The 17,911-nt window shown below is 74.1% G+C and carries 15 protein-coding genes; 4 read left to right on the plus strand and 11 right to left on the minus strand.

Annotated elements, in window-relative coordinates; genetic code table 11:
* Nucleotides 1–23: 23 nt before the first annotated feature.
* From OG861_RS08935 to rimP, 8 genes are all read right to left on the minus strand, one after another.
* Nucleotides 24–3,659 (minus strand): serine protease, encoded by a 3,636-nt coding sequence (locus tag OG861_RS08935; protein ID WP_329198791.1) that lies wholly within the window; start codon nucleotides 3,657–3,659, stop codon nucleotides 24–26.
* A 298-nt stretch (nucleotides 3,660–3,957) separates the two neighbouring features.
* Complete coding sequence (truB, locus tag OG861_RS08940; RefSeq protein WP_329198789.1) at nucleotides 3,958–4,866, minus strand: tRNA pseudouridine(55) synthase TruB; 909 nt, start codon at nucleotides 4,864–4,866, stop codon at nucleotides 3,958–3,960.
* Entirely contained in the window at nucleotides 4,863–5,312 is a 450-nt protein-coding gene (gene rbfA, locus OG861_RS08945; protein ID WP_329198787.1) for a 30S ribosome-binding factor RbfA, read from the minus strand. Before rbfA ends, truB begins: the two co-directional genes overlap by 4 nt.
* Nucleotides 5,313–5,346: 34 nt before the next feature.
* Nucleotides 5,347–5,640, minus strand: coding sequence for a DUF503 domain-containing protein (locus tag OG861_RS08950; protein WP_136213480.1), 294 nt, complete (start codon nucleotides 5,638–5,640; stop codon nucleotides 5,347–5,349).
* A 184-nt stretch (nucleotides 5,641–5,824) separates the two neighbouring features.
* Nucleotides 5,825–8,992, minus strand: a complete 3,168-nt coding sequence (gene infB, locus OG861_RS08955) for a translation initiation factor IF-2 (protein WP_330261685.1) — start codon at nucleotides 8,990–8,992, stop codon at nucleotides 5,825–5,827.
* 151 nt (nucleotides 8,993–9,143) lie between these two features.
* Nucleotides 9,144–9,431: a YlxR family protein gene (locus OG861_RS08960; protein WP_329198784.1), complete on the minus strand. Its 288-nt coding sequence runs from the start codon at nucleotides 9,429–9,431 to the stop codon at nucleotides 9,144–9,146.
* 173 nt (nucleotides 9,432–9,604) lie between these two features.
* Nucleotides 9,605–10,654 (minus strand): transcription termination factor NusA, encoded by a 1,050-nt coding sequence (gene nusA, locus OG861_RS08965; protein WP_329198783.1) that lies wholly within the window; start codon nucleotides 10,652–10,654, stop codon nucleotides 9,605–9,607.
* 2 nt (nucleotides 10,655–10,656) lie between these two features.
* Nucleotides 10,657–11,154: a ribosome maturation factor RimP gene (gene rimP / locus OG861_RS08970; RefSeq protein ID WP_329198782.1), complete on the minus strand. Its 498-nt coding sequence runs from the start codon at nucleotides 11,152–11,154 to the stop codon at nucleotides 10,657–10,659.
* A gap of 171 nt (nucleotides 11,155–11,325) precedes the next feature.
* Between rimP and OG861_RS08975 the strand changes: the two genes are divergently transcribed.
* Genes OG861_RS08975 through OG861_RS08990 form a run of 4 tightly spaced genes read left to right on the plus strand, consistent with a single transcriptional unit; the run spans nucleotide 11,326 to nucleotide 14,328 of the window.
* The gene (locus tag OG861_RS08975; RefSeq protein ID WP_329198780.1) at nucleotides 11,326–11,895 is read left to right on the plus strand and encodes a hypothetical protein; all 570 of its coding nucleotides are present in this window, start codon (nucleotides 11,326–11,328) and stop codon (nucleotides 11,893–11,895) included.
* Entirely contained in the window at nucleotides 11,892–12,350 is a 459-nt protein-coding gene (locus OG861_RS08980) for a ferritin-like domain-containing protein (protein ID WP_329198779.1), read from the plus strand. The genes OG861_RS08975 and OG861_RS08980 overlap by 4 nt, the downstream gene beginning before the upstream one ends.
* 16 nt (nucleotides 12,351–12,366) lie before the next feature.
* Nucleotides 12,367–13,269, plus strand: a complete 903-nt coding sequence (locus OG861_RS08985; RefSeq protein ID WP_329198776.1) for an aminoglycoside phosphotransferase family protein — start codon at nucleotides 12,367–12,369, stop codon at nucleotides 13,267–13,269.
* Nucleotides 13,270–13,311: 42 nt separating this feature from the next.
* Nucleotides 13,312–14,328, plus strand: a complete 1,017-nt coding sequence (locus OG861_RS08990; protein ID WP_329198775.1) for a slipin family protein — start codon at nucleotides 13,312–13,314, stop codon at nucleotides 14,326–14,328.
* A gap of 181 nt (nucleotides 14,329–14,509) precedes the next feature.
* Here the strand turns inward: OG861_RS08990 and OG861_RS08995 are convergent, their stop codons facing one another.
* The 3 genes from OG861_RS08995 to OG861_RS09005 all read right to left on the minus strand — a co-directional run bounded on the left by OG861_RS08995 (nucleotide 14,510) and on the right by OG861_RS09005 (nucleotide 17,777).
* Entirely contained in the window at nucleotides 14,510–16,204 is a 1,695-nt protein-coding gene (locus tag OG861_RS08995) for a proline--tRNA ligase (RefSeq protein ID WP_329198773.1), read from the minus strand.
* 33 nt (nucleotides 16,205–16,237) lie between these two features.
* Nucleotides 16,238–16,816: a GNAT family N-acetyltransferase gene (locus tag OG861_RS09000; protein ID WP_329202490.1), complete on the minus strand. Its 579-nt coding sequence runs from the start codon at nucleotides 16,814–16,816 to the stop codon at nucleotides 16,238–16,240.
* Nucleotides 16,817–16,934: 118 nt separating this feature from the next.
* Nucleotides 16,935–17,777 (minus strand): GNAT family N-acetyltransferase, encoded by an 843-nt coding sequence (locus tag OG861_RS09005; protein ID WP_329202488.1) that lies wholly within the window; start codon nucleotides 17,775–17,777, stop codon nucleotides 16,935–16,937.
* Between the last annotated feature and the right edge of the window lie 134 nt (nucleotides 17,778–17,911).

The following is a 17,911-nucleotide window of genomic DNA, read 5'->3' on the forward strand; positions in this document are numbered from 1 at the left end:
GTCGGACTCGCGGCCTTCCCCGCTCAGGTGATGTCCGGGGCGCCCCGCCCGAGGGTCTCGACCGTGCGCCGGGCGCCCGGCCCGAGCAGCGCGGCAGCCTCCGCCGTCGCCTCGCCCAGCCAGCGCGCGGTCACCGCGCCGAACGCCGGGTCCGCCCGTGACAGCTCCACGGTCCGCTGCTCGAACAGCGCGGGCCCGCCGGGGAGCCGCAGCAGTTGCCGGCCGGTACGCCTCAGCAGGTCACGGGTGCGCCGGTGCGGGCGGTCGGCGGCCCCGGACGCGACGGCCCCGAGGAACGCGTCGAGGACCGCCGGATCGGTCTCCTCACGCAGCAGTACGTCGGCCAGCTCGGCCCGCAAGGGGTACGAGGGCTCCCCGCCGGGCGCGGCCAGCACCGCGGCCAGGGCGGCCCGGACCGCCGTCGGCGCCGACCGCAGCAGCTCCAGGACGAGGGGGCGCAGCACGGGTTCGGCCGCCGGACCCTGCTCCAGGCGCCGGTCCACGAACGCGGCGGCGTGCGGGGCGTCCGACGGGCACCGCGCCAGGTGCCCCCGTACGAGGTCTCCCGCCCGCCGGGCCAGGGCCGGCGTGGTGAGCGCGGCCAGGGCGCGCAGCACCTCCCCGTCGGCCCGGGCGCGCAGGGCGGCGAAGACGGCGTCCGGATCCGGCAGCACCGGCAGGGCCGCCACCAGGGCCTCGGCGGGAAGCCGGGCGCCGCACCCGGGGTCGCGGAAGCAGGCCAGGGCGTCCGGCAGGTAGCGGGCGCGCACCTGGGGGTCGCGGAGCAGCGTCGCGAGGGCGCCGCCGTGCAGGGCGGCGTCGGCGGGGCGGGTGAGCAGCGCCTGGGCGGCCCGGCGCAGGAGCTCCCGGTCGGCGGGGGTGCGCACGTGCAGGGCGGTGGCCTGGCCGTAGGCGGCGGCCGCGACGCGGCGCCCCGGCTGCTCGTCGTGCGCCCAGCGGTGGACGGCCCGGCACAGTGCGGAGGGCTCGTCCTCGGCGAGTACGGCGAGCAGCTCGTCGGCGCGGGGGTGCGCGGCGGTGACGAGGGCCTCGGTGAGGTCGTCCACGGCGAGCCCGCGGTGGGTGTGCAGCAGGGCCTGGGCAGCGGTGGCCACGGTCGCGCCGGGGCGGCCCCGCAGCCGGCGTTCGTCGCCGAACCAGGCGCAGAGCAGGGGCTGGACGTACCGGGGGTCGCGGACCAGGCGGCGGCCCGCGGCTTCGAGGTAGCGGTGGTCCGAGGGCAGCAGGCTGCGCAGCAGGTCCAGCCGGTCGGGCTCGGGGAGCCGGAGCCGGTTCCAGAACCGGCCGTCGAAGTGGCCGGGGTCGCCGGGGTCCCGGACTGCGCACCCCCGCCCGGACAGGTGCTCCGCGAGGGCGTGCAGGACCGGCAGGTGCGGCGTGGCGTCGGGAACTCGCAGCAGGGTCTCGCGCAGCAGCCGGGCGGCCCACCAGGCCCGGTCCCCCTCCGGGGCCGGGACGGTGTCGGGGGCCGGGACGGTGTCGGAGGCCGCCACGGTGTCGGAGGCCGGGACGCCGTCGGGGGCCGAGACGGTGTCGGGGGCCGGTCCGAAGGCGTTCAGGGCCTCCAGCAGCCCGGTGAGCACCTTGCGCGCCTGGTCGGGCGGGAGCCTGCGCAGAGCTTCCAGGACGGGGCCGACGCGGTGGCGGGGCACGGGCGGGCCGGTGGTGGCCGGCCCCCGGTGCACGAGGGAGTCCAGCGCGGTCGGCACGTCGAGGCGACCGGCCTGGAGCCAGTCGGAAAGCTCCTCATGGGCGAAGCGGTAGCCGGACCCCGAAGGGACCAGCAGCCCCTCGGCCAGCGCGGCCGAGGCCCAGCCGGTGCGCCAGGGGAACAGCTCCTCGAAGGCGGCCCGGTCCAGCCTGCCCTGTCCCGGACCCAGGCACCGCCGGGCGGCCTCGTGCACCCGTCCCGAGACGCGCGCCGCCAGCCGTCGCACCCCGGGCGCGTGCACCCCGGCGCCCTGGGCGTCGGCGGCCGAGGCGGCGATGCGCACCGCCACCCGCAGGGCGAGGAGGTCCAGGTGGGCGGCGAACACCTCGTCGCGGCCCGGACGGCCCCCGGTGGCCCCGGCGGCCCGTACCCCGGCCAGCAGGCGCAGGGTCAACGGGTGCCGGGCGTCGGCCTCCCGGACGGCGTCGTCCGGGATACCGAGGCGGGCCCGCAGGGCAGCGGCCTCGGCCCGGGTCAGGTCTGCGACGGGCAGCGCGGGCGGCAGGCCTGGGGCGGGCCGCGCGGGGCGGTACAGCGCCTCGGGCGGGTAGAGGGCGCCGGCCCGCTCCCAGAACTCGGGCCGGGCGACGACGACCAGCCGGGCCCCGATCCCGCCGAGCCACCGGGCGGTGGCAGCCGTCCACGGCCCGAGGCCCTGCGCGAGTCCCGGCGGCATCTCCTCGGGCGCGTCCAGCACGACCACCAGCCTCCGCCCGGCCCCGGCGGCCAGCACCGCCACCGCCTCTCCGGACCCGCCCCACGCCTCCGCGGCGGCCGCCCCGGAACCGCCCGTACCCCCGGGCGCAGCCGCCTCGCCCGACCCCCCGACCACGGGCCCCGCCCCCGGCGTACCGGCCCGGGCCGAGCCCTCCGCGGCACGGGCCGCCCCTGCACCGCCCCGGGCGAAGTCCCCCGCCGGCGTGGCGCCACCGGCCCCTGCCCGGACACCGGCACTGGCACTGGCACCCATACCCGCGCCCACGCCCGCGCCGACGCCCGCCGCCACGATCCGTCCCGCCCCGGCCAGCGCCCGCGACACCGCGTCGGCCAGCGATCCGTCGCCCTCCCGGAGCTCCGCACCGCGCAGCCACAGCGTCGGCGCCGGGCGCTCCCCGCGCGCCCGGGCGGCGGCCAGGGCGCCGAGGGCGGTGGTCCGGCCGGTGCCGGGGTCGCCGACCACCCCGAGCACGAGCCGGTCCCCGGCGGTGAACGCCTCGAGCTCGGCGGCGATCCGGGGGCGCGCGACGGGACCCGGCCCGCCCGGCCCCGTGCCCAGCACCGGCCCGAGCGTCGTCCCGGTGAGTTCCAGTGCGCCCGCGAGGTTCAGTTCCGCCCCGTACCCCGGCACGGTGGCGGCGTTGCGCTCCAGCACCGCACGCAGCGGGCCCCCGCCGTCCGCCCCCGCCGCCGCGCGCAGCGGCACGGCGAAGGTGCCCCCGGCGACCACGACCGCGAGCACCGCCCCCGTCGTCGCGTCCAGGACCGGTGCTCCGCAGGCTTCACCGCCGCCCCGCAGGGCGTCCCGCCCGTCCGTCCCGATGGCCAGCTCCACCGCGGCCGGCAGCCCGTCGCACCGCTGCCCCGACCGGTGCACGACCTCCGCCCCGGCCGCGAGCACCCGCGCCTGGCGCCAGCCCCGCGCGGGCAGCCGTACGTACGTACCGGGCTCGACCACCTCGCGCCGGGCCGCCGGCAGCGGGCGGACCCCGAGCCCGTCGGTCCGTACGAGGGCCAGCGCGAGCCCCGGCAGGGCGGTCACATCGGCGGCACCGGCGAGCCAGGTCCGGCCCCCGGGCCCGTGCAGGACCAGCCGGTCCGATCCGTCGACGGCCTCGTGACCGGTGATCACCGTCCCGCGGTCGTCGGCGACGAAGCCGCTGCCCCGCACCCGCCCGGCGAGATCGCAGATCGTGACGAGCTCCGCCATTGCCGCACCACTTCCCGCCGCTTCCGTGCTCCGACGGTAGGCAGGTGAAGATCAGCGGCAAAAGCACACGAGGCGAAAGCGCCCCCTTGTGCTCCCTCCATTCACTCCGAGCGCCTGCTCGGACGGGTGAATAGAGGGCCCCGGGTGGATAAACACCTACCCGAGGGGGTCGTGGAGCGGTGAGCAGCGTCCATGTGCGCTCACCGCTCCACGTCAAGGCATCAACCTCAGGCATCAGACATCAGGCATCAGCCGTGCAGGGTCAGGCGTGAGGCGTCAGGCCTCACGGATCATCACGTCAGACGAAGACGGCGAGCGACTTCGCCTTCCCGCCCTTGTTCTCGGCCAGTCCGAGCAGCTGCCCCTGCGGGCCGAACACCGCGACCGTCCGGCCTTCGCCGTACTCGTCCGGCATCTCGATCCGCACGCCGTTGGCGAGCAGCGAGGCCCGCCGCGCATCCAGGTCCCAGCGCGGGAACGCCGCCGCGGCCGCCTCGCCGATCGGCATGACGGTCAACTCCTCCTGGAGCTGGTCGAGCGTCCGCGCCCGGTCCAGCTTGTACGGGCCCACCCGCGTGCGCCGCAGCGCGGTGAGGTGTCCGCCGACGCCGAGGTCGGCCCCCAGGTCGCGGGCGAGGGCGCGGATGTACGTACCGCTGGAGCAGACGACGGAGACGACGAGGTCGACGACCTTGGTGCCGTCCTCGGCTTCCGCGTCCCGCATGTCGTACACCTGGAACGAGGAGACGGTCACCGGCCGGGCCGGGATCTCGAAGTCCTCGCCGTCCCGCGCGCGCTTGTAGGAGCGCACGCCCTTGATCTTGATGGCGCTGACCTTCGACGGGACCTGCATGATCTCGCCGGTCAGCTTGGCGATGCCCTTGTCGACCGCCTCACGGGTCACCGCGGACGCGTCCGTCGAGGAGGTGATCTCGCCCTCGGCGTCGTCCGTCAGCGAGTTCTGGCCGAGGCGGATCGTGCCGAGGTACTCCTTCTCCGTCAGCGCGAGGTGGCCCAGCAGCTTGGTGGCCTTCTCGACGCCCAGGACGAGGACGCCCGTCGCCATCGGGTCCAGCGTGCCGGCGTGGCCGACGCGGCGGGTCTTGGCGATACCGCGCATCTTGGCGACCACGTCGTGCGAAGTGAATCCGGACGGCTTGTCGACGACGATCAGGCCGTCCGGAGTCTTCCCTGCCTGCGTGCTCATTCCGCCGCTGCGTCCTCGTCGTCGTCGCCCGGCTTCTTGTACGGGTCGGCGTCACCGGCGTAGGTGGCGCCGGAGGAGGCCTCGCGCACCTCGGCGTCCGAGGCGCGCACCTTGTCGAGGAGGTCCTCGATGGTCTTGGCGTTCTCCGGGAGGGCGTCCGCCACGAAGGTCAGGGTGGGCGTGAACTTGGTCCCCGCCGCCCGGCCGACCGCGGAGCGCAGTACGCCCTTGGCGCTCTCCAGGCCCGCTGCCGCGCTGGCCCGGTCCTCGTCGTCGCCGTAGACCGTGTAGAAGACCGTGGCCTCCCGCAGGTCGCCGGTGACGCGGGTGTCCGTGATGGTCACGTGCGTACCCAGGCGCGGGTCCTTGACGCCGCGCTGCAGCTTCTCGGCCACCACCTCCCGGATGAGGTCCGCCAGCTTCTTCGCCCGCGCATTGTCGGCCACTGGTCCGTCTCCTTCTTTTCTTGCAGACAAGCAATCAGTCTTCATCACCGTGCAGCCGCCGTCTCGCCGACAGCAGCTCCACTTCCGGACGCGCCGCGACCAGCCGCTCGCAGCGGTCGAGTACGTCCGACACGAACCCCGCGTCCCCGCTCACCAGGGCGACCCCGATACGGGCCCTGCGGTGCAGGTCCTGGTCGCCCACTTCGGCCGCGCTCACGGAGAACTTGCGCTGGAGCTCGGCGACGATGGGCCGGACGACGGAGCGTTTCTCCTTCAACGAGTGGACGTCGCCGAGGAGCAGATCGAAGGACAGAGTCCCCACGTACATGCAGTTCCGGATATCCCGCCGGTGCGGGTTCGGTGGCCTGCCGGCCAGACGCTCGGCAGGGTCACCTGAACCGTACACGCAACGGCCGGGGCCGATCGACGGATATTCCGCCGACCGGCCCCGGTGGTGCCCGTACGACCAACGGCCGTACGGGCCTTACGACACGGCGCGAACCGCCTCGCGCTTACGCGCGGGGCTTCTCGCGCATCTCGTACGTCGCGATGACGTCGTCGATCTTGATGTCGTTGAAGGAGCCGAGGTTGATACCGCCCTCGAAGCCTTCGCGGATCTCGGTGACGTCGTCCTTGAAGCGGCGCAGACCGGAGATGGTGAGGTTCTCGGCGATGACCTTGCCATCGCGCAGGAGCCGCGCCTTGGTGTTGCGCTTGACCTCGCCGGAGCGGATGAGGACACCGGCGATGTTGCCCAGCTTGGACGAGCGGAAGATCTCGCGGACCTCCGCCGTACCGAGCTCGACCTCTTCGTACTCGGGCTTGAGGAGACCCTTGAGGGCCGCCTCGATCTCCTCGATGGCCTGGTAGATCACCGAGTAGTAGCGGACGTCGACACCCTCGCGGTCCGCCATCTGCGCGGCACGGCCGGCCGCACGGACGTTGTAACCGATGACGATGGCGTCGGAGCCCATCGCCAGGGCGATGTCGGACTCGGTGACCGCACCCACACCGCGGTGCAGGACGCGGATGTCGACCTCTTCACCGACGTCGAGCTGGAGCAGCGAGGACTCGAGGGCCTCGACCGCACCGGACGCGTCGCCCTTGATGATGAGGTTGAGTTCCTGGACAAGACCGGCCTTGAGGACCGAGTCGAGGTCTTCCAGGGACACCCGGCGGACGCGCTTGGCGAAGTTGGCGTTGCGCTCACGCGCAGCACGCTTCTCGGCGATCTGACGGGCCGTACGGTCCTCGTCCACGACGAGGAAGTTGTCGCCGGCGCCGGGGACGTTGGTGAGACCCAGGACCAGGACGGGGGTCGAGGGACCCGCTTCCTCGACGTTGTTGCCCTTGTCGTCGAGCATGGCGCGCACTCGGCCGTAGGCGTCGCCCACGACCATCGTGTCGCCGACGCGGAGGGTACCGCGCTGGACGAGGACGGTGGCGACGGCACCGCGGCCGCGGTCGAGGTGGGACTCGATCGCAATACCCTGAGCGTCCTGCTCGGGGTTGGCGCGCAGGTCGAGCGAGGCGTCGGCGGTGAGGACGACGGCCTCCAGCAGGGAGTCGATGTGCAGACCCTGCTTGGCGGAGATGTCGACGAACATCGTGTCGCCGCCGTACTCCTCGGCGACCAGACCGAACTCGGTGAGCTGACCGCGCACCTTGACCGGGTCGGCACCCTCGACGTCGATCTTGTTGACCGCGACGACGATCGGGACGCCGGCGGCCTTGGCGTGGTTGAGCGCCTCGATCGTCTGCGGCATGACGCCGTCGTTGGCCGCGACCACGAGGATCGCGATGTCGGTCGACTTGGCACCACGGGCACGCATGGCGGTGAACGCCTCGTGACCCGGGGTGTCGATGAAGGTGATCTTGCGCTCTTCACCGTTGACCTCGGTACCGACCTGGTAGGCACCGATGTGCTGGGTGATGCCGCCGGCCTCGCCCGCAACGACGTTCGTCTTGCGGATGGCGTCGAGCAGTCGGGTCTTACCGTGGTCGACGTGACCCATGACGGTGACGACCGGGGGACGCGGCATGAGGTATTCCTCGCCGCCCTCGTCCTCGCCGAACTCGATGTCGAAGGTCTCGAGGAGCTCGCGGTCCTCCTCCTCCGGGCTGACGATCTGAACCTGGTAGTTCATCTCGCCCGCGAGGAGCTGGAGGGTCTCGTCGGACACGGACTGCGTGGCCGTGACCATCTCGCCGAGGTTCATCATCACGGCGACGAGCGACGCCGGGTTGGCGTTGATCTTCTCCGCGAAGTCGGTGAGCGAAGCACCGCGCGACAGGCGAACGGTCTCGCCGTTGCCGCGGGGCAGCATCACGCCGCCGACGGACGGGGCCTGCATGGCCTCGTACTCCTGGCGCCTCTGGCGCTTGGACTTGCGACCACGACGGGCCGGACCGCCGGGACGACCGAAGGCACCCTGCGTGCCACCACGGGCACCGGGACCACCGGGACGCCCGCCGAAGCCGGGACGACCGCCGCCACCGGCACCGGCCGGACCGCCGCCGAAGCCGCCGCCACCCGGACGGGGACCGCCGAAGCCGCCACCGCCGCCGGGACGCGAGCCGGGACCGGCCGGACGGCCGGCGAAGCCGCCGCCCGCGGGACGACCGGCGCCACCGGGACGCGGGCCACCCGCACCGGGACCACGGCCACCGGGGCCGCCGCCGGGACGCGGACCGGGACCACCCGCAGCGGGACGCTGCGGCATCATGCCCGGGTTCGGACGGTTACCACCGGGGGCACCGCCCGGACGCGGGGCGCCGCCCTGCGGACGGGGCATGCCACCGGGGGTGGGACGAGCACCGCCGGGACCCTGCGGACGCGGAGCGCCGGCCGGGCCGCCCTGCGGACGGGGAGCACCCTGGCCGCCGCCGGCGCCGGGGGCACCGGGACGGGGAGCGCCGGCCGGACGGGGCGCCTGCGGGCGCGCCATGCCGGTGGAGCCACCAGAGGTGAACGGGTTGTTGCCCGGACGGGGACCGGCCGGACGGGCGCCCTGCGGACGCGGGGCACCGGTGCCACCGGAAGGGCGCTGACCCTGGCCACCGGGGGCGGTGCCGGCCGGGCGCGGGGCGCCGGGACGGGCGCCCGACTGCGGGGCCTGACCACCCTGGGCCGCCGGGCGCTGCTGCGCCGGACGGGGACCGGGGGCGCCGGGACCGGCGGGACGGTCGGTACGCGCCGGGGCAGCGGCCGGAGCCGGTGCGGGCGCGGAGAACTCGGTCGCCACGGGCGCCGCCGGAGCGGGCTTCGGGGCGGCCGGAGACTTGGGACCGGGACGCGGGCCGGGGGCGGCCGGAGTCACCGGGCCACCCGCGGCCGGGGCCTCGGCGGCGGCGGGCTTGGGGGCCACCGGTGCGCCGGGCTTGGGGGCGGCGGGACGTGCCGCGGCGGCCGGGGACGGCGCTGCGGACGTGGGGGAACCCGCGCGGCCTGCCGCTGCGGGGGAAGGCGCGGCCTTGCGGGGCGCGCCGGGCTTCGCAGCGGACTTGCCGGCGTTGCCGCCGGGCCCCTGCAGTGCGTCGGTCAACTTGCGTACAACCGGCGCCTCGATCGTCGAGGACGCCGAACGGACGAACTCACCGAGTTCCTGGAGCTTGGCCATGACGACCTTGCTCTCAACTCCGAACTCCTTGGCGAGTTCGTATACCCGGACCTTAGCCACTTCGCTCCTTTTAGGTCCGGGTTACGCCGGACCGTCGCTACTTCATGGGCGTACTCATCGCGTACTCATCGAGTGCTCATCGCAATCTCGACCTACTTCCAACTCGCGAGGTACCTGACCGCACGGGGTATCCGTGCCGTACTACTTCTTCTTACGGTGTCGCCCCGGCCTCACCGGCCAGGGCTTTGCGCAGTGCCTCCGTGTCGAGCGCTCCTGCGGACCTGAGGGCCCGGGGGAACGCCCGGCGGCGGACCGCCTGGTCGAGACAGACCACGGCGGGGTGCAGGTAGGCACCCCGGCCGGGCAGCGTACCGCGTGGATCGGGGACGCATTCGTCCTCGATCGCCACGATCCGCAGCAGATCGCTCTTGGCCGCTCGCTCCCGGCACCCCACACAGGTGCGTTCGGGGCATGCGCGGGCTTGCGTCCGGCCAGACACGCCTAAGTCTACCTCCCCGTACCGACCTCACCCCTTCAGGCGAAAAATCGAACGGACGTTGTCGTGATCCATTCGGAAACCTCCGGGCGGACCCGGAGCAGCTCCCGCGTGCCGGGGACCCCGGTTCCCGGGGTCCCTGTCTACCGGCCGGTGAGCACCGGCCGGTAATGGTTTTATTCCCCGCGCCGCTCGGCGTGCTCACCGTCACGGGCGCCGCGGCCGTCGCGGTCGGCGTCCCGGTCCGCGGGCTCCTCGGTGTCGGGGCGGATGTCGATGCGCCAGCCGGTGAGCCGCGCGGCGAGGCGGGCGTTCTGGCCCTCCTTGCCGATCGCGAGCGACAGCTGGTAGTCGGGCACGGTCACCCGTGCGGAGCGGGAGTCCCAGTCGACGACGTCGACCGCGCTCACCCGGGCGGGTGAGAGGGCGTTCGCGACCATCTCGGCCGGGTCGTCCGACCAGTCCACGATGTCGATCTTCTCGCCGTGCAGCTCCGCCATCACGTTGCGCACGCGGCTGCCCATCGGGCCGATGCAGGCACCCTTCGGGTTCAGGCCGGAGCGGGTGGAGCGGACGGCGATCTTGGTGCGGTGACCGGCCTCGCGGGCGATCGCCGAGATCTCGACGCTGCCGTCGGCGATCTCCGGGACCTCCAGCGCGAACAGCTTCTTCACCAGGTTGGGGTGGGTGCGCGACAGCGTCACCGAGGGGCCGCGGACGCCCTTCGCCACACGGACGACGTACGCCTTGAGGCGCAGGCCGTGCGTGTACTCCTCGCCCGGGACCTGCTCCTGCACGGGCAGGATGGCCTCCAGCTTGCCGATGTCGACGAGGACGTTCTTGGGGTCCTTGCCCTGCTGCACCACTCCGGTGATGACGTCGCCCTCACGGCCGGCGAACTCGCCGAAGGTCAGGTCGTCCTCGGCGTCGCGCAGACGCTGGAGGATCACCTGCTTGGCGGTCGTCGCGGCGATCCGGCCGAAGTCCGACGGGGTGTCGTCGAACTCCTTGGGCTCCTGGCCCTCTTCGAGATCCCTCGGGTCTTCCGTCGCCCACACGACCACGTGACCGTTGCTGCGGTCGAGCACGACGCGGGCACGCCGGTAGCTGCCCTCGGTGCGGTGGTACGCGATGAGGAGGGCCGACTCGATCGCCTCGACGAGCAGGTCGAAGGAGATCTCCTTCTCCCGGACCAGACCCCGCAGGGCACTCATGTCGATGTCCACGGCTACGCCTCCTCTTCCTTCTTGTCCTTGCGGTTGAACTCGATCTCGACACGCGCCTTGGCGATGTCGGTGAACGCGATGCGGCGGGCGGTCGCCTTGCGGCCCTTCACGCCCGGAACTTCGAGGTCCATGCCCTCGTCGTCGACGTCGAGGATGCGGGCGACCAGTTCGCCGCCCTCTGCAAGCTGGAACTTCACGAGACGGCCGGTTGCCCGGACGTAGTGACGGTGCTCGGTCAACGGACGGTCGGCGCCCGGAGAGCTCACTTCGAGGACGTACTCGTCGTCGCCCATCACGTCGGATTGGTCGAGCAGGTCGGAGACCTCACGGCTCAGCTCGGCGCATGCGTCCAGCTCCACGCCCTCGTCGGAATCCACGATGACCCGCAGCATCCGTCGCTTGCCCGCCTTCGACAGCTCGATCTCTTCGAGGTCCAGGCCCTTGGCGGCGACGAGCGGCTCCAGCAGCCCGCGCAGCCTGTCGCTCTGGGTGGTGCTCATCCGGGTGACTCCTCGGCCGCGTGTGCTGTTGTGGTTTTCCGTCGCGTGTCAGGTCAAAGGGTATCCGGTCGCGGAGGGTGTTGCCGTCCGCGCGCCCGGCGGGGGCCCCGGGTACGGTGATCACACCCTGCCCCGCCAGCACCTCCGGAGGTCGTCGCCGTGCCCTGGACCATGCCTTCGTTGCCCGCAGCGCCCCACGGGCCCTCACGACGCAGCGTGCTCGCCGGAGCCGCCGGGGCGGCCGGGGCCGCGCTGCTCACCGGATGCACGGGCGAAAGCGGCGCGAACCCCGAGGACAACGGGATTCCACTCGAACGGCGGATGCGGGAGAACGCCGTACGTGACACGGAGCGGCTGCTGGAACGTTACGACGCCACCACCGCCGCCCATCCGGACCTGGCGGGGCGGCTCGCGCCGCTGCGCGCGGCCGTCGCGGCGCACCACGCGGCGCTGGCCGTTTCCGGGTCCGCTCCCCCGGCCGGGGCCGGCGCCCCCTCCGCCTCGTCCTCCGGTTCGGCCCCCTCGGCCGGGACCCCGGCGCCGCGCTCCGCGCCCGTACCGGCGACGGCGGCCGAGGCGCTGACGGAGCTCGCTGACACCGAGCGGAGCCTGTCCGAGGCACGGACCATCGCGCTGGCGGGCGCGCCGGGGGAGCTGGCCCGGCTGCTGGCCTCGGTGGCGGCCTGCGGGGCCGTCCACGCGTACCTGCTGACCTCGACCACCCCCGGAGCCGCCTCGTGAAGCCCTCGCCCTCCCCCGCGAGCCGTCCGCTGGAAGCCGCGCAGTCGGCGCTGGCCGCCGAACACGCCGCCGCGTACGGCTACGGGGTGATCGGCGCGCGCACCTCGCCGGAGCGGGCGGCCGAGGCCCGGGAGGCGTACGGGAACCACCTCGCGCGGCGTGACGCGCTGACCCGGACGGTGCGGGAGATGGGCGGGGCCCCGCGGGCCGCGGAGGCCGCGTACGCGCTTCCGTACGAGGTGCGCGGCCCGGCCGACGCCGAGCGGCTGGCCGCCGAGATCGAGGAGCGCGTCGCGGGCGCCTACTCCGATCTGGTGCGGGCCGCGGACGGCCCGCTGCGCCGCGAGGCGGCCGACGCGCTGAGCGCCGCCGCGGTGCGGGCGGCACGGTGGCGCGGCGGCGGCGTAGCCTTCCCTGGGCTCGCCGAACGCGCGGACCGCGCCCAGACCGGCTGAAAGGGATCACGCACGCATGGCTTTCGAACCGCCGCAGCGGCTTGTACGGGCGCTCGGCGAGACGCCGGAACCGGCGCGGGACGCCGACTGGCTGGAGCGGCTGCCGCGGCTCGCCGAGGAGGCGATGACCCGGCGCGGGGTGGCGGCCCAGCGGGTGCAGGCACCCGGCGGACGCAGCAGCCTCGTGGTCCTCGTGCGGTACTCCGACGGGACTCCGGCGGCTTTGAAGCTCGCCCCGCCCGCGGCCCGGCCGGACCTCGAACTCGCGGCGCTCGCGCACTGGGGCGGCTTCGGCGCGGTCCGGATCCTCGACTCCCGCCACCACGAGCAGGACGGCGGGCTGCTGCTGGAGCGGCTGCACCCGGAGGTGTCGCTGCGCTCGCTCCCGGAGGCGAAGGCCCTGCTGGAGGCCTGCGGCACCCTGCGCCGGCTGTGGGTGGCGCCGGGCGCCGGGCACGGCTGGGAGACGGTGGCTCAGCGCACCGCCCGCCAGGCCGAGGCGCTGCGCAAGGCCCCGCCCGAGACGGAGGCGCTGGCGGCCGAAGCCCTCGCGGTCCGGGAGGAGCTGACGGCCGCCCCCGCCGAGGAGCTGCTGCTGCACGGCAACTTCCGGCAGGGCAAGGTACTGGCGGGCGAGCGGGCGCCGTGGCTGACGGTGGGCCCGGATCCGCTGGTCGGGGAGCGGGCGTACGACCTGGCCCGGCTGGTACGGGACCGGCTGGAGGACCAGGTCGCCTCCTCAGCGGGAGCCTCGGGTGCCCGGCGCCGGGTGAACAAGCTGGCGGATGCGCTGGACGTGGACCGGGACCGGCTGCGCGGCTGGACGGTCTTCCGCGCGGTGGAGTCCGGGAACCGGGCGCTGGCGGCCGGACGACGGCGCGACGCCGAGCTGTTGCTGGAATTCGCGGCCTGGCTGTAGGGCATACCGTAGATATCAGGATGTGTCCGCAGGGAGGCCGTCATGGTCCAGGAACTGCTGACAGCGATCATCGCGGCCGGCCTGGGCGCCGCCGCGGTCTCGGCCGCCGCCGCGCGGGTGGTCAGGCAGTACGAGCGGGGCGTGGTCTTCCGCTTCGGCCGGCTGCGTGAGGGCGTCCGCGGCCCGGGCTTCACCATGATCGTCCCGGGCGTCGACCGGCTGCGCAAGGTGAACATGCAGATCGTGACGATGCCGGTGCCCGCGCAGGAGGGCATCACGCGGGACAACGTCACGGTGCGGGTGGACGCGGTCGTGTACTTCAAGGTCGTCGACGCGGCCAGCGCGATCATCGAGGTCGAGGACTACCGTTTCGCGGTCTCGCAGATGGCGCAGACCTCGCTGCGGTCGATCATCGGCAAGTCGGACCTGGACGATCTGCTGTCGAACCGGGAGCAGCTCAACCAGGGCCTGGAGCTGATGATCGACAGTCCGGCGGTCGGGTGGGGCGTGCAGATCGACCGGGTGGAGATCAAGGACGTCTCCCTGCCGGAGACCATGAAGCGGTCGATGGCGCGGCAGGCGGAGGCGGACCGGGAGCGCCGGGCGCGGGTCATCAACGCGGACGCCGAACTGCAGGCGTCGAAGAAGCTGGCCGAGGCCGCCGAGGTGATGTCGGAGCAGCCCGCGGCGCTCCAGCTGCGGCTGCTCCAGACGGTGGTGGCGGTGGCCGCGGAGAAGAACTCGACGCTGGTGCTGCCCTTCCCGGTGGAGCTGCTCCGCTTCCTCGAACGCGCCGCCCCGGCGCCGCCGGACGCCGCCGCACCCCCGCCGGCACCCCGCCCGGCGCGGCCCGTGAAGGACGCGGACCCGCCGCAGGCCCTGGCGGCCGGGTCCGCCGCCGACCGTGTGAACGGCTCGCCGGAGCGCCCGGACCCGCAGGAACCCCCGGCACCCGGGCCCGGCTCCGACCGCGTGAACGGCTCGCCGGACCCGGACCCCGTCCTGCCTCCCGGCGACCCCGTGCCCCCGCCGTCGGCGCCGGACGAACCCGACGCCTGACGGGGGGTGCGGAGGGTCGTCTCCCGTCCGCGGCTGCCCGCGGCCACCCGCAGGTGCCGCCGCTGCCGGGGCAGGAGCACGCCGTCCGCAGGGGCCGCCCGGAACGTCCTGCGCGGGGCCGGGCCCTGCGCCGCACCGGGTCCGCCGGTGCGGCCCGTTCCCCCGGGCCGCCCGGACCGGCTCAGGCCAGGCGTGCCAGGGCTTCGGCGAGGGGGAGTTCCTCGCGGGTGCCGGTGGCGCGGTCCTGGAGCTCGACCACGCCGTCGGCGGAGCGGCGTCCCGCGACCAGGATCCACGGCACGCCGATCAGCTCCGCGTCCGTGAGCTTGACGCCGGGCGACAGGCCGGGCCGGTCGTCCAGCAGCACGCGGCGGCCGGCCTCCGCCAGGGCCGTGGCCGCCGATTCGGCCAGTGCCAGCGGAACGGCCTTGCCCGCCGCCACCACGTGGACGTCGGCGGGGGCGACCGAAGACGGCCAGCACAGCCCCCGCTCGTCGGCGGTCTGCTCGGCCAGCGCGGCGACCACGCGGGAGACGCCGATCCCGTAGGAGCCCATGGTCACCCGCACCGGCTTGCCCTCGCGGCCGAGCACGTCGAGCCCGAAGGCGTCTGCGTACTTGCGGCCCAGCTGGAAGATGTGCCCGATCTCGATCGCCCGGTCCAGGGTGAGTCCGCTCCCGCAGGCCGGGCAGGGGTCACCCGGCTCGACCACCACGACGTCCAGGTACCGGTCGACTTCGAAGTCCCGCCCGCAGACCACGTTACGGGCGTGCGTGTCCGGCTTGTTGGCGCCCGTCACCCAGGAAGTCCCGGGCGCGACACGGGGGTCGGCCAGGTAGCGCACCTTCTCCAGGCCCTGCGGGCCCACGTAGCCGCGTACCAGGTCGGGGCGGTCGGTGAAGTCCTCCGCCGTCACCAACTCCACGACGGCCGGGGCGAGGTGCTCGCCGAGCTTGCCCAGGTCCACTTCCCGGTCGCCGGGCACGCCGACGGCGACGATCTCGCCGTCCACCTTGACGAGGAGGTTCTTGAGCGTGGCCGAGGCGGGCACGCCCAGGTGCGCCGCCAGCGTCTCGATGGTCGGGGTGTCGGGGGTGGGGATCTCCTCCAGCGGGCCGTGCTGCGCCTCCACCGGGGTCAGGGCGAAGGTCACCGCCTCGGTGTTGGCCGCGTAGTCGCAGGAGGGGCAGTCCGCGAAGGTGTCCTCCCCCGCGGCCGCAGGCGCGAGGAACTCCTCGGACGCCGAGCCGCCCATCGCGCCGGAGACCGCCGAGACGATGCGGTGGTCCAGGCCGAGCCGCTCGAAGATCCGCTGGTAGGCGGCGCGGTGGAGGGCGTACGACTGCGCGAGCCCCTCGTCGCTGACGTCGAAGGAGTACGAGTCCTTCATCTGGAACTCGCGGCCCCGCAGCACGCCGGAGCGCGGCCGGGCCTCGTCGCGGTACTTGGTCTGGATCTGGTAGAGCATGACCGGCAGGTCCTTGTAGGACGTGCACTGGTCCTTCACGAGCAGGGTGAAGATCTCCTCGTGGGTGGGCCCGAGCAGGTAGTCCGCGCCCTTGCGGTCCTTGAGCCGGAAGAGCAGGTCCCCGTACTCCGACCAGCGGCCGCTCACCTCGTAGGGCTCCCTCGGCAGCAGCGCCGGCAGCAGCACCTCCTGCGCCCCGATGGCGTCCATCTCCTCGCGGACGATGCGGGAGACGTTCTCCAGGACCCGCTTGCCGAGCGGCAGCCAGGTCCACACGCCGGCGGAGCTGCGCCGGACGTAGCCCGCGCGGACGAGGAGGCGGTGGCTGAGGGTCTCCGCGTCGGCCGGGTCTTCGCGGAGGGTCTTGGCCAGGAGGCGGGACATGCGCTGCACGTGTTGCGTTGACATGGAGCGAGCCTACCGAGGCACCCCCCGGGTCGGTCACCGCATTCCGGGCCTGCGCAGCGGCAGCGGGGCGCCCATCACGGCGTACGGGAGGCTCGCGCTCGGGAAGTACACGCGGCGGGCCAGGTCGGTGTAGCCCAGCGCGCGGTACAGGGCGCGGGCCGGGCTGTCGGTGTCGATGGCGGACAGGATGGAGCGGGGTTCGGCGGCGGCGTCCGTGATCCTGGTGATCAGCTCCCGGCCGACGCCGTGGCCCTGGAAGCCGGGGTGCACGTGCAGTTCGGTGATGACGAAGGAGCCGTCGAGCCAGCCCTCGTTGTCACCGGCGCGCAGGTAGGGCTCGACGACGGTGGACCACCAGTGGTCGCGGTCGTTCGGCATGCCGTAGACGAAGCCGGCGAGCGCGCCGTCGTCGGTGTACGCGCCGAGCGCGCGGGCTCCCGGGCAGGTCATGTGGCGCTGGACGATGTAGCGCCGGATGCCGACTTCCTCGTCGCTGAGCCCGAAGGCGACGGCCTGCACGCGCAGGGCCTCGTCCACGCGGCCGGCGAGGTCGAGGGGGCCGATGCGGAGTCCGGCGGGCCGGTGGGGGCCGTCGCCTTCGGGGGTAGGCATCATGCGGTGACCTTACTCGGCGGTAGCGGCGAGGGGTACGGGGCCGGCGCCGGGTCTTGTGGCCCCCGGGCGGCGCGCAGGAGCACTCCCCGACGGGTCGCAAGAGCAGGCTGACGGGTCAGAAGAGCACGCTCATGAAGGCGCCGACCTCACGGAAGCCCACGCGCCGGTAGGCCGCCCGCGCGGCGGTGTTGTAGTCGTTGACGTAGAGGCTGACCACCGGGGCCACGTCGCGCAGCGCGTACTCCACGACGGCGGCCATCCCCGCCTCGGAGTGCCCGCGTCCGCGGAACTCGGGGTCGACCCACACGCCCTGGATCTGGCAGGCGCGCGGGGTGGCCGCGCCGATCTCGGCCTTGAAGACGACCCTGCCGTCGTCGACGCGGGCGAAGGAGCGGCCGGTGCCGACGAGTTCCGCGACGCGGGCCTGGTAGAGCAGTCCGCCGTCCCCGGCGAGCGGGGAGATGCCGACCTCTTCGGTGAACATGGCCACGCAGGCGGGCATGATCAGGTCCATCTCGTCCTTGCGGACGCGGCGGACCAGGGGGTCGGGCCGCACCTCGGCGGACGACTGTTCGGTGATCATCAGGGGCTGGTGGGAACGGACGTCGCGGGCGGGTCCCCAGCTGGGCTCCAGGAGGCGCCACAGCAGCCGGGTGGCTTCGGCGGGGCCGACGATGGAGGAACAGCGGCGGCCGGTGCGGCGGGCCCGGTCGGCGAAGGCGCGAACGGCGTCGGGGCCGGCGCAGACGGGGACGAGGTTGGCGCCCGCGTAGCAGAGGGAACGCAGCTCGCCGTCGCGGTACCAGCCCCACATCTCGCCGCCCAGGCGCCAGGGGTCGAGGCCTGCGACCTGGACCCGGGAGGTGACGAAGGCGTTCTCGACCGGCTCGCGTCCGAGGACTTCGAGCGCCAGGTCGAGATCACCGGGTTCAAGGACCCGGGTGGTGGTCTGCGTCAACACTGGGGGCCTCACCGTGCAAGTCTGCTGATCTCCGCACTGTACCCGGCGCCGCTCGGGGATGCCCGGTCCCACAGGTCACGAAAAACCCCGTCCCCGCCCCCCCTGCAGCGGGGGCGGGGACGGGGACGCGG

It is taken from the genome of Streptomyces sp. NBC_00539 (assembly GCF_036346105.1).
Classification (GTDB): domain Bacteria; phylum Actinomycetota; class Actinomycetes; order Streptomycetales; family Streptomycetaceae; genus Streptomyces.

Coding starts and splice junctions, on each gene's coding strand:
- OG861_RS08935 (WP_329198791.1), bottom strand. CDS start 3,659: ATGGCGGAGCTCGTCACGATCTGCGATCTCGCCGGGCGGGTGCGGGGC.
- truB (WP_329198789.1), bottom strand. CDS start 4,866: ATGAGCACGCAGGCAGGGAAGACTCCGGACGGCCTGATCGTCGTCGAC.
- OG861_RS08950 (WP_136213480.1), bottom strand. CDS start 5,640: ATGTACGTGGGGACTCTGTCCTTCGATCTGCTCCTCGGCGACGTCCAC.
- rimP (WP_329198782.1), bottom strand. CDS start 11,154: ATGAGCACCACCCAGAGCGACAGGCTGCGCGGGCTGCTGGAGCCGCTC.
- OG861_RS08975 (WP_329198780.1), top strand. CDS start 11,326: ATGCCTTCGTTGCCCGCAGCGCCCCACGGGCCCTCACGACGCAGCGTG.
- OG861_RS08985 (WP_329198776.1), top strand. CDS start 12,367: ATGGCTTTCGAACCGCCGCAGCGGCTTGTACGGGCGCTCGGCGAGACG.
- OG861_RS08990 (WP_329198775.1), top strand. CDS start 13,312: ATGGTCCAGGAACTGCTGACAGCGATCATCGCGGCCGGCCTGGGCGCC.
- OG861_RS08995 (WP_329198773.1), bottom strand. CDS start 16,204: ATGTCAACGCAACACGTGCAGCGCATGTCCCGCCTCCTGGCCAAGACC.
- OG861_RS09000 (WP_329202490.1), bottom strand. CDS start 16,816: ATGCCTACCCCCGAAGGCGACGGCCCCCACCGGCCCGCCGGACTCCGC.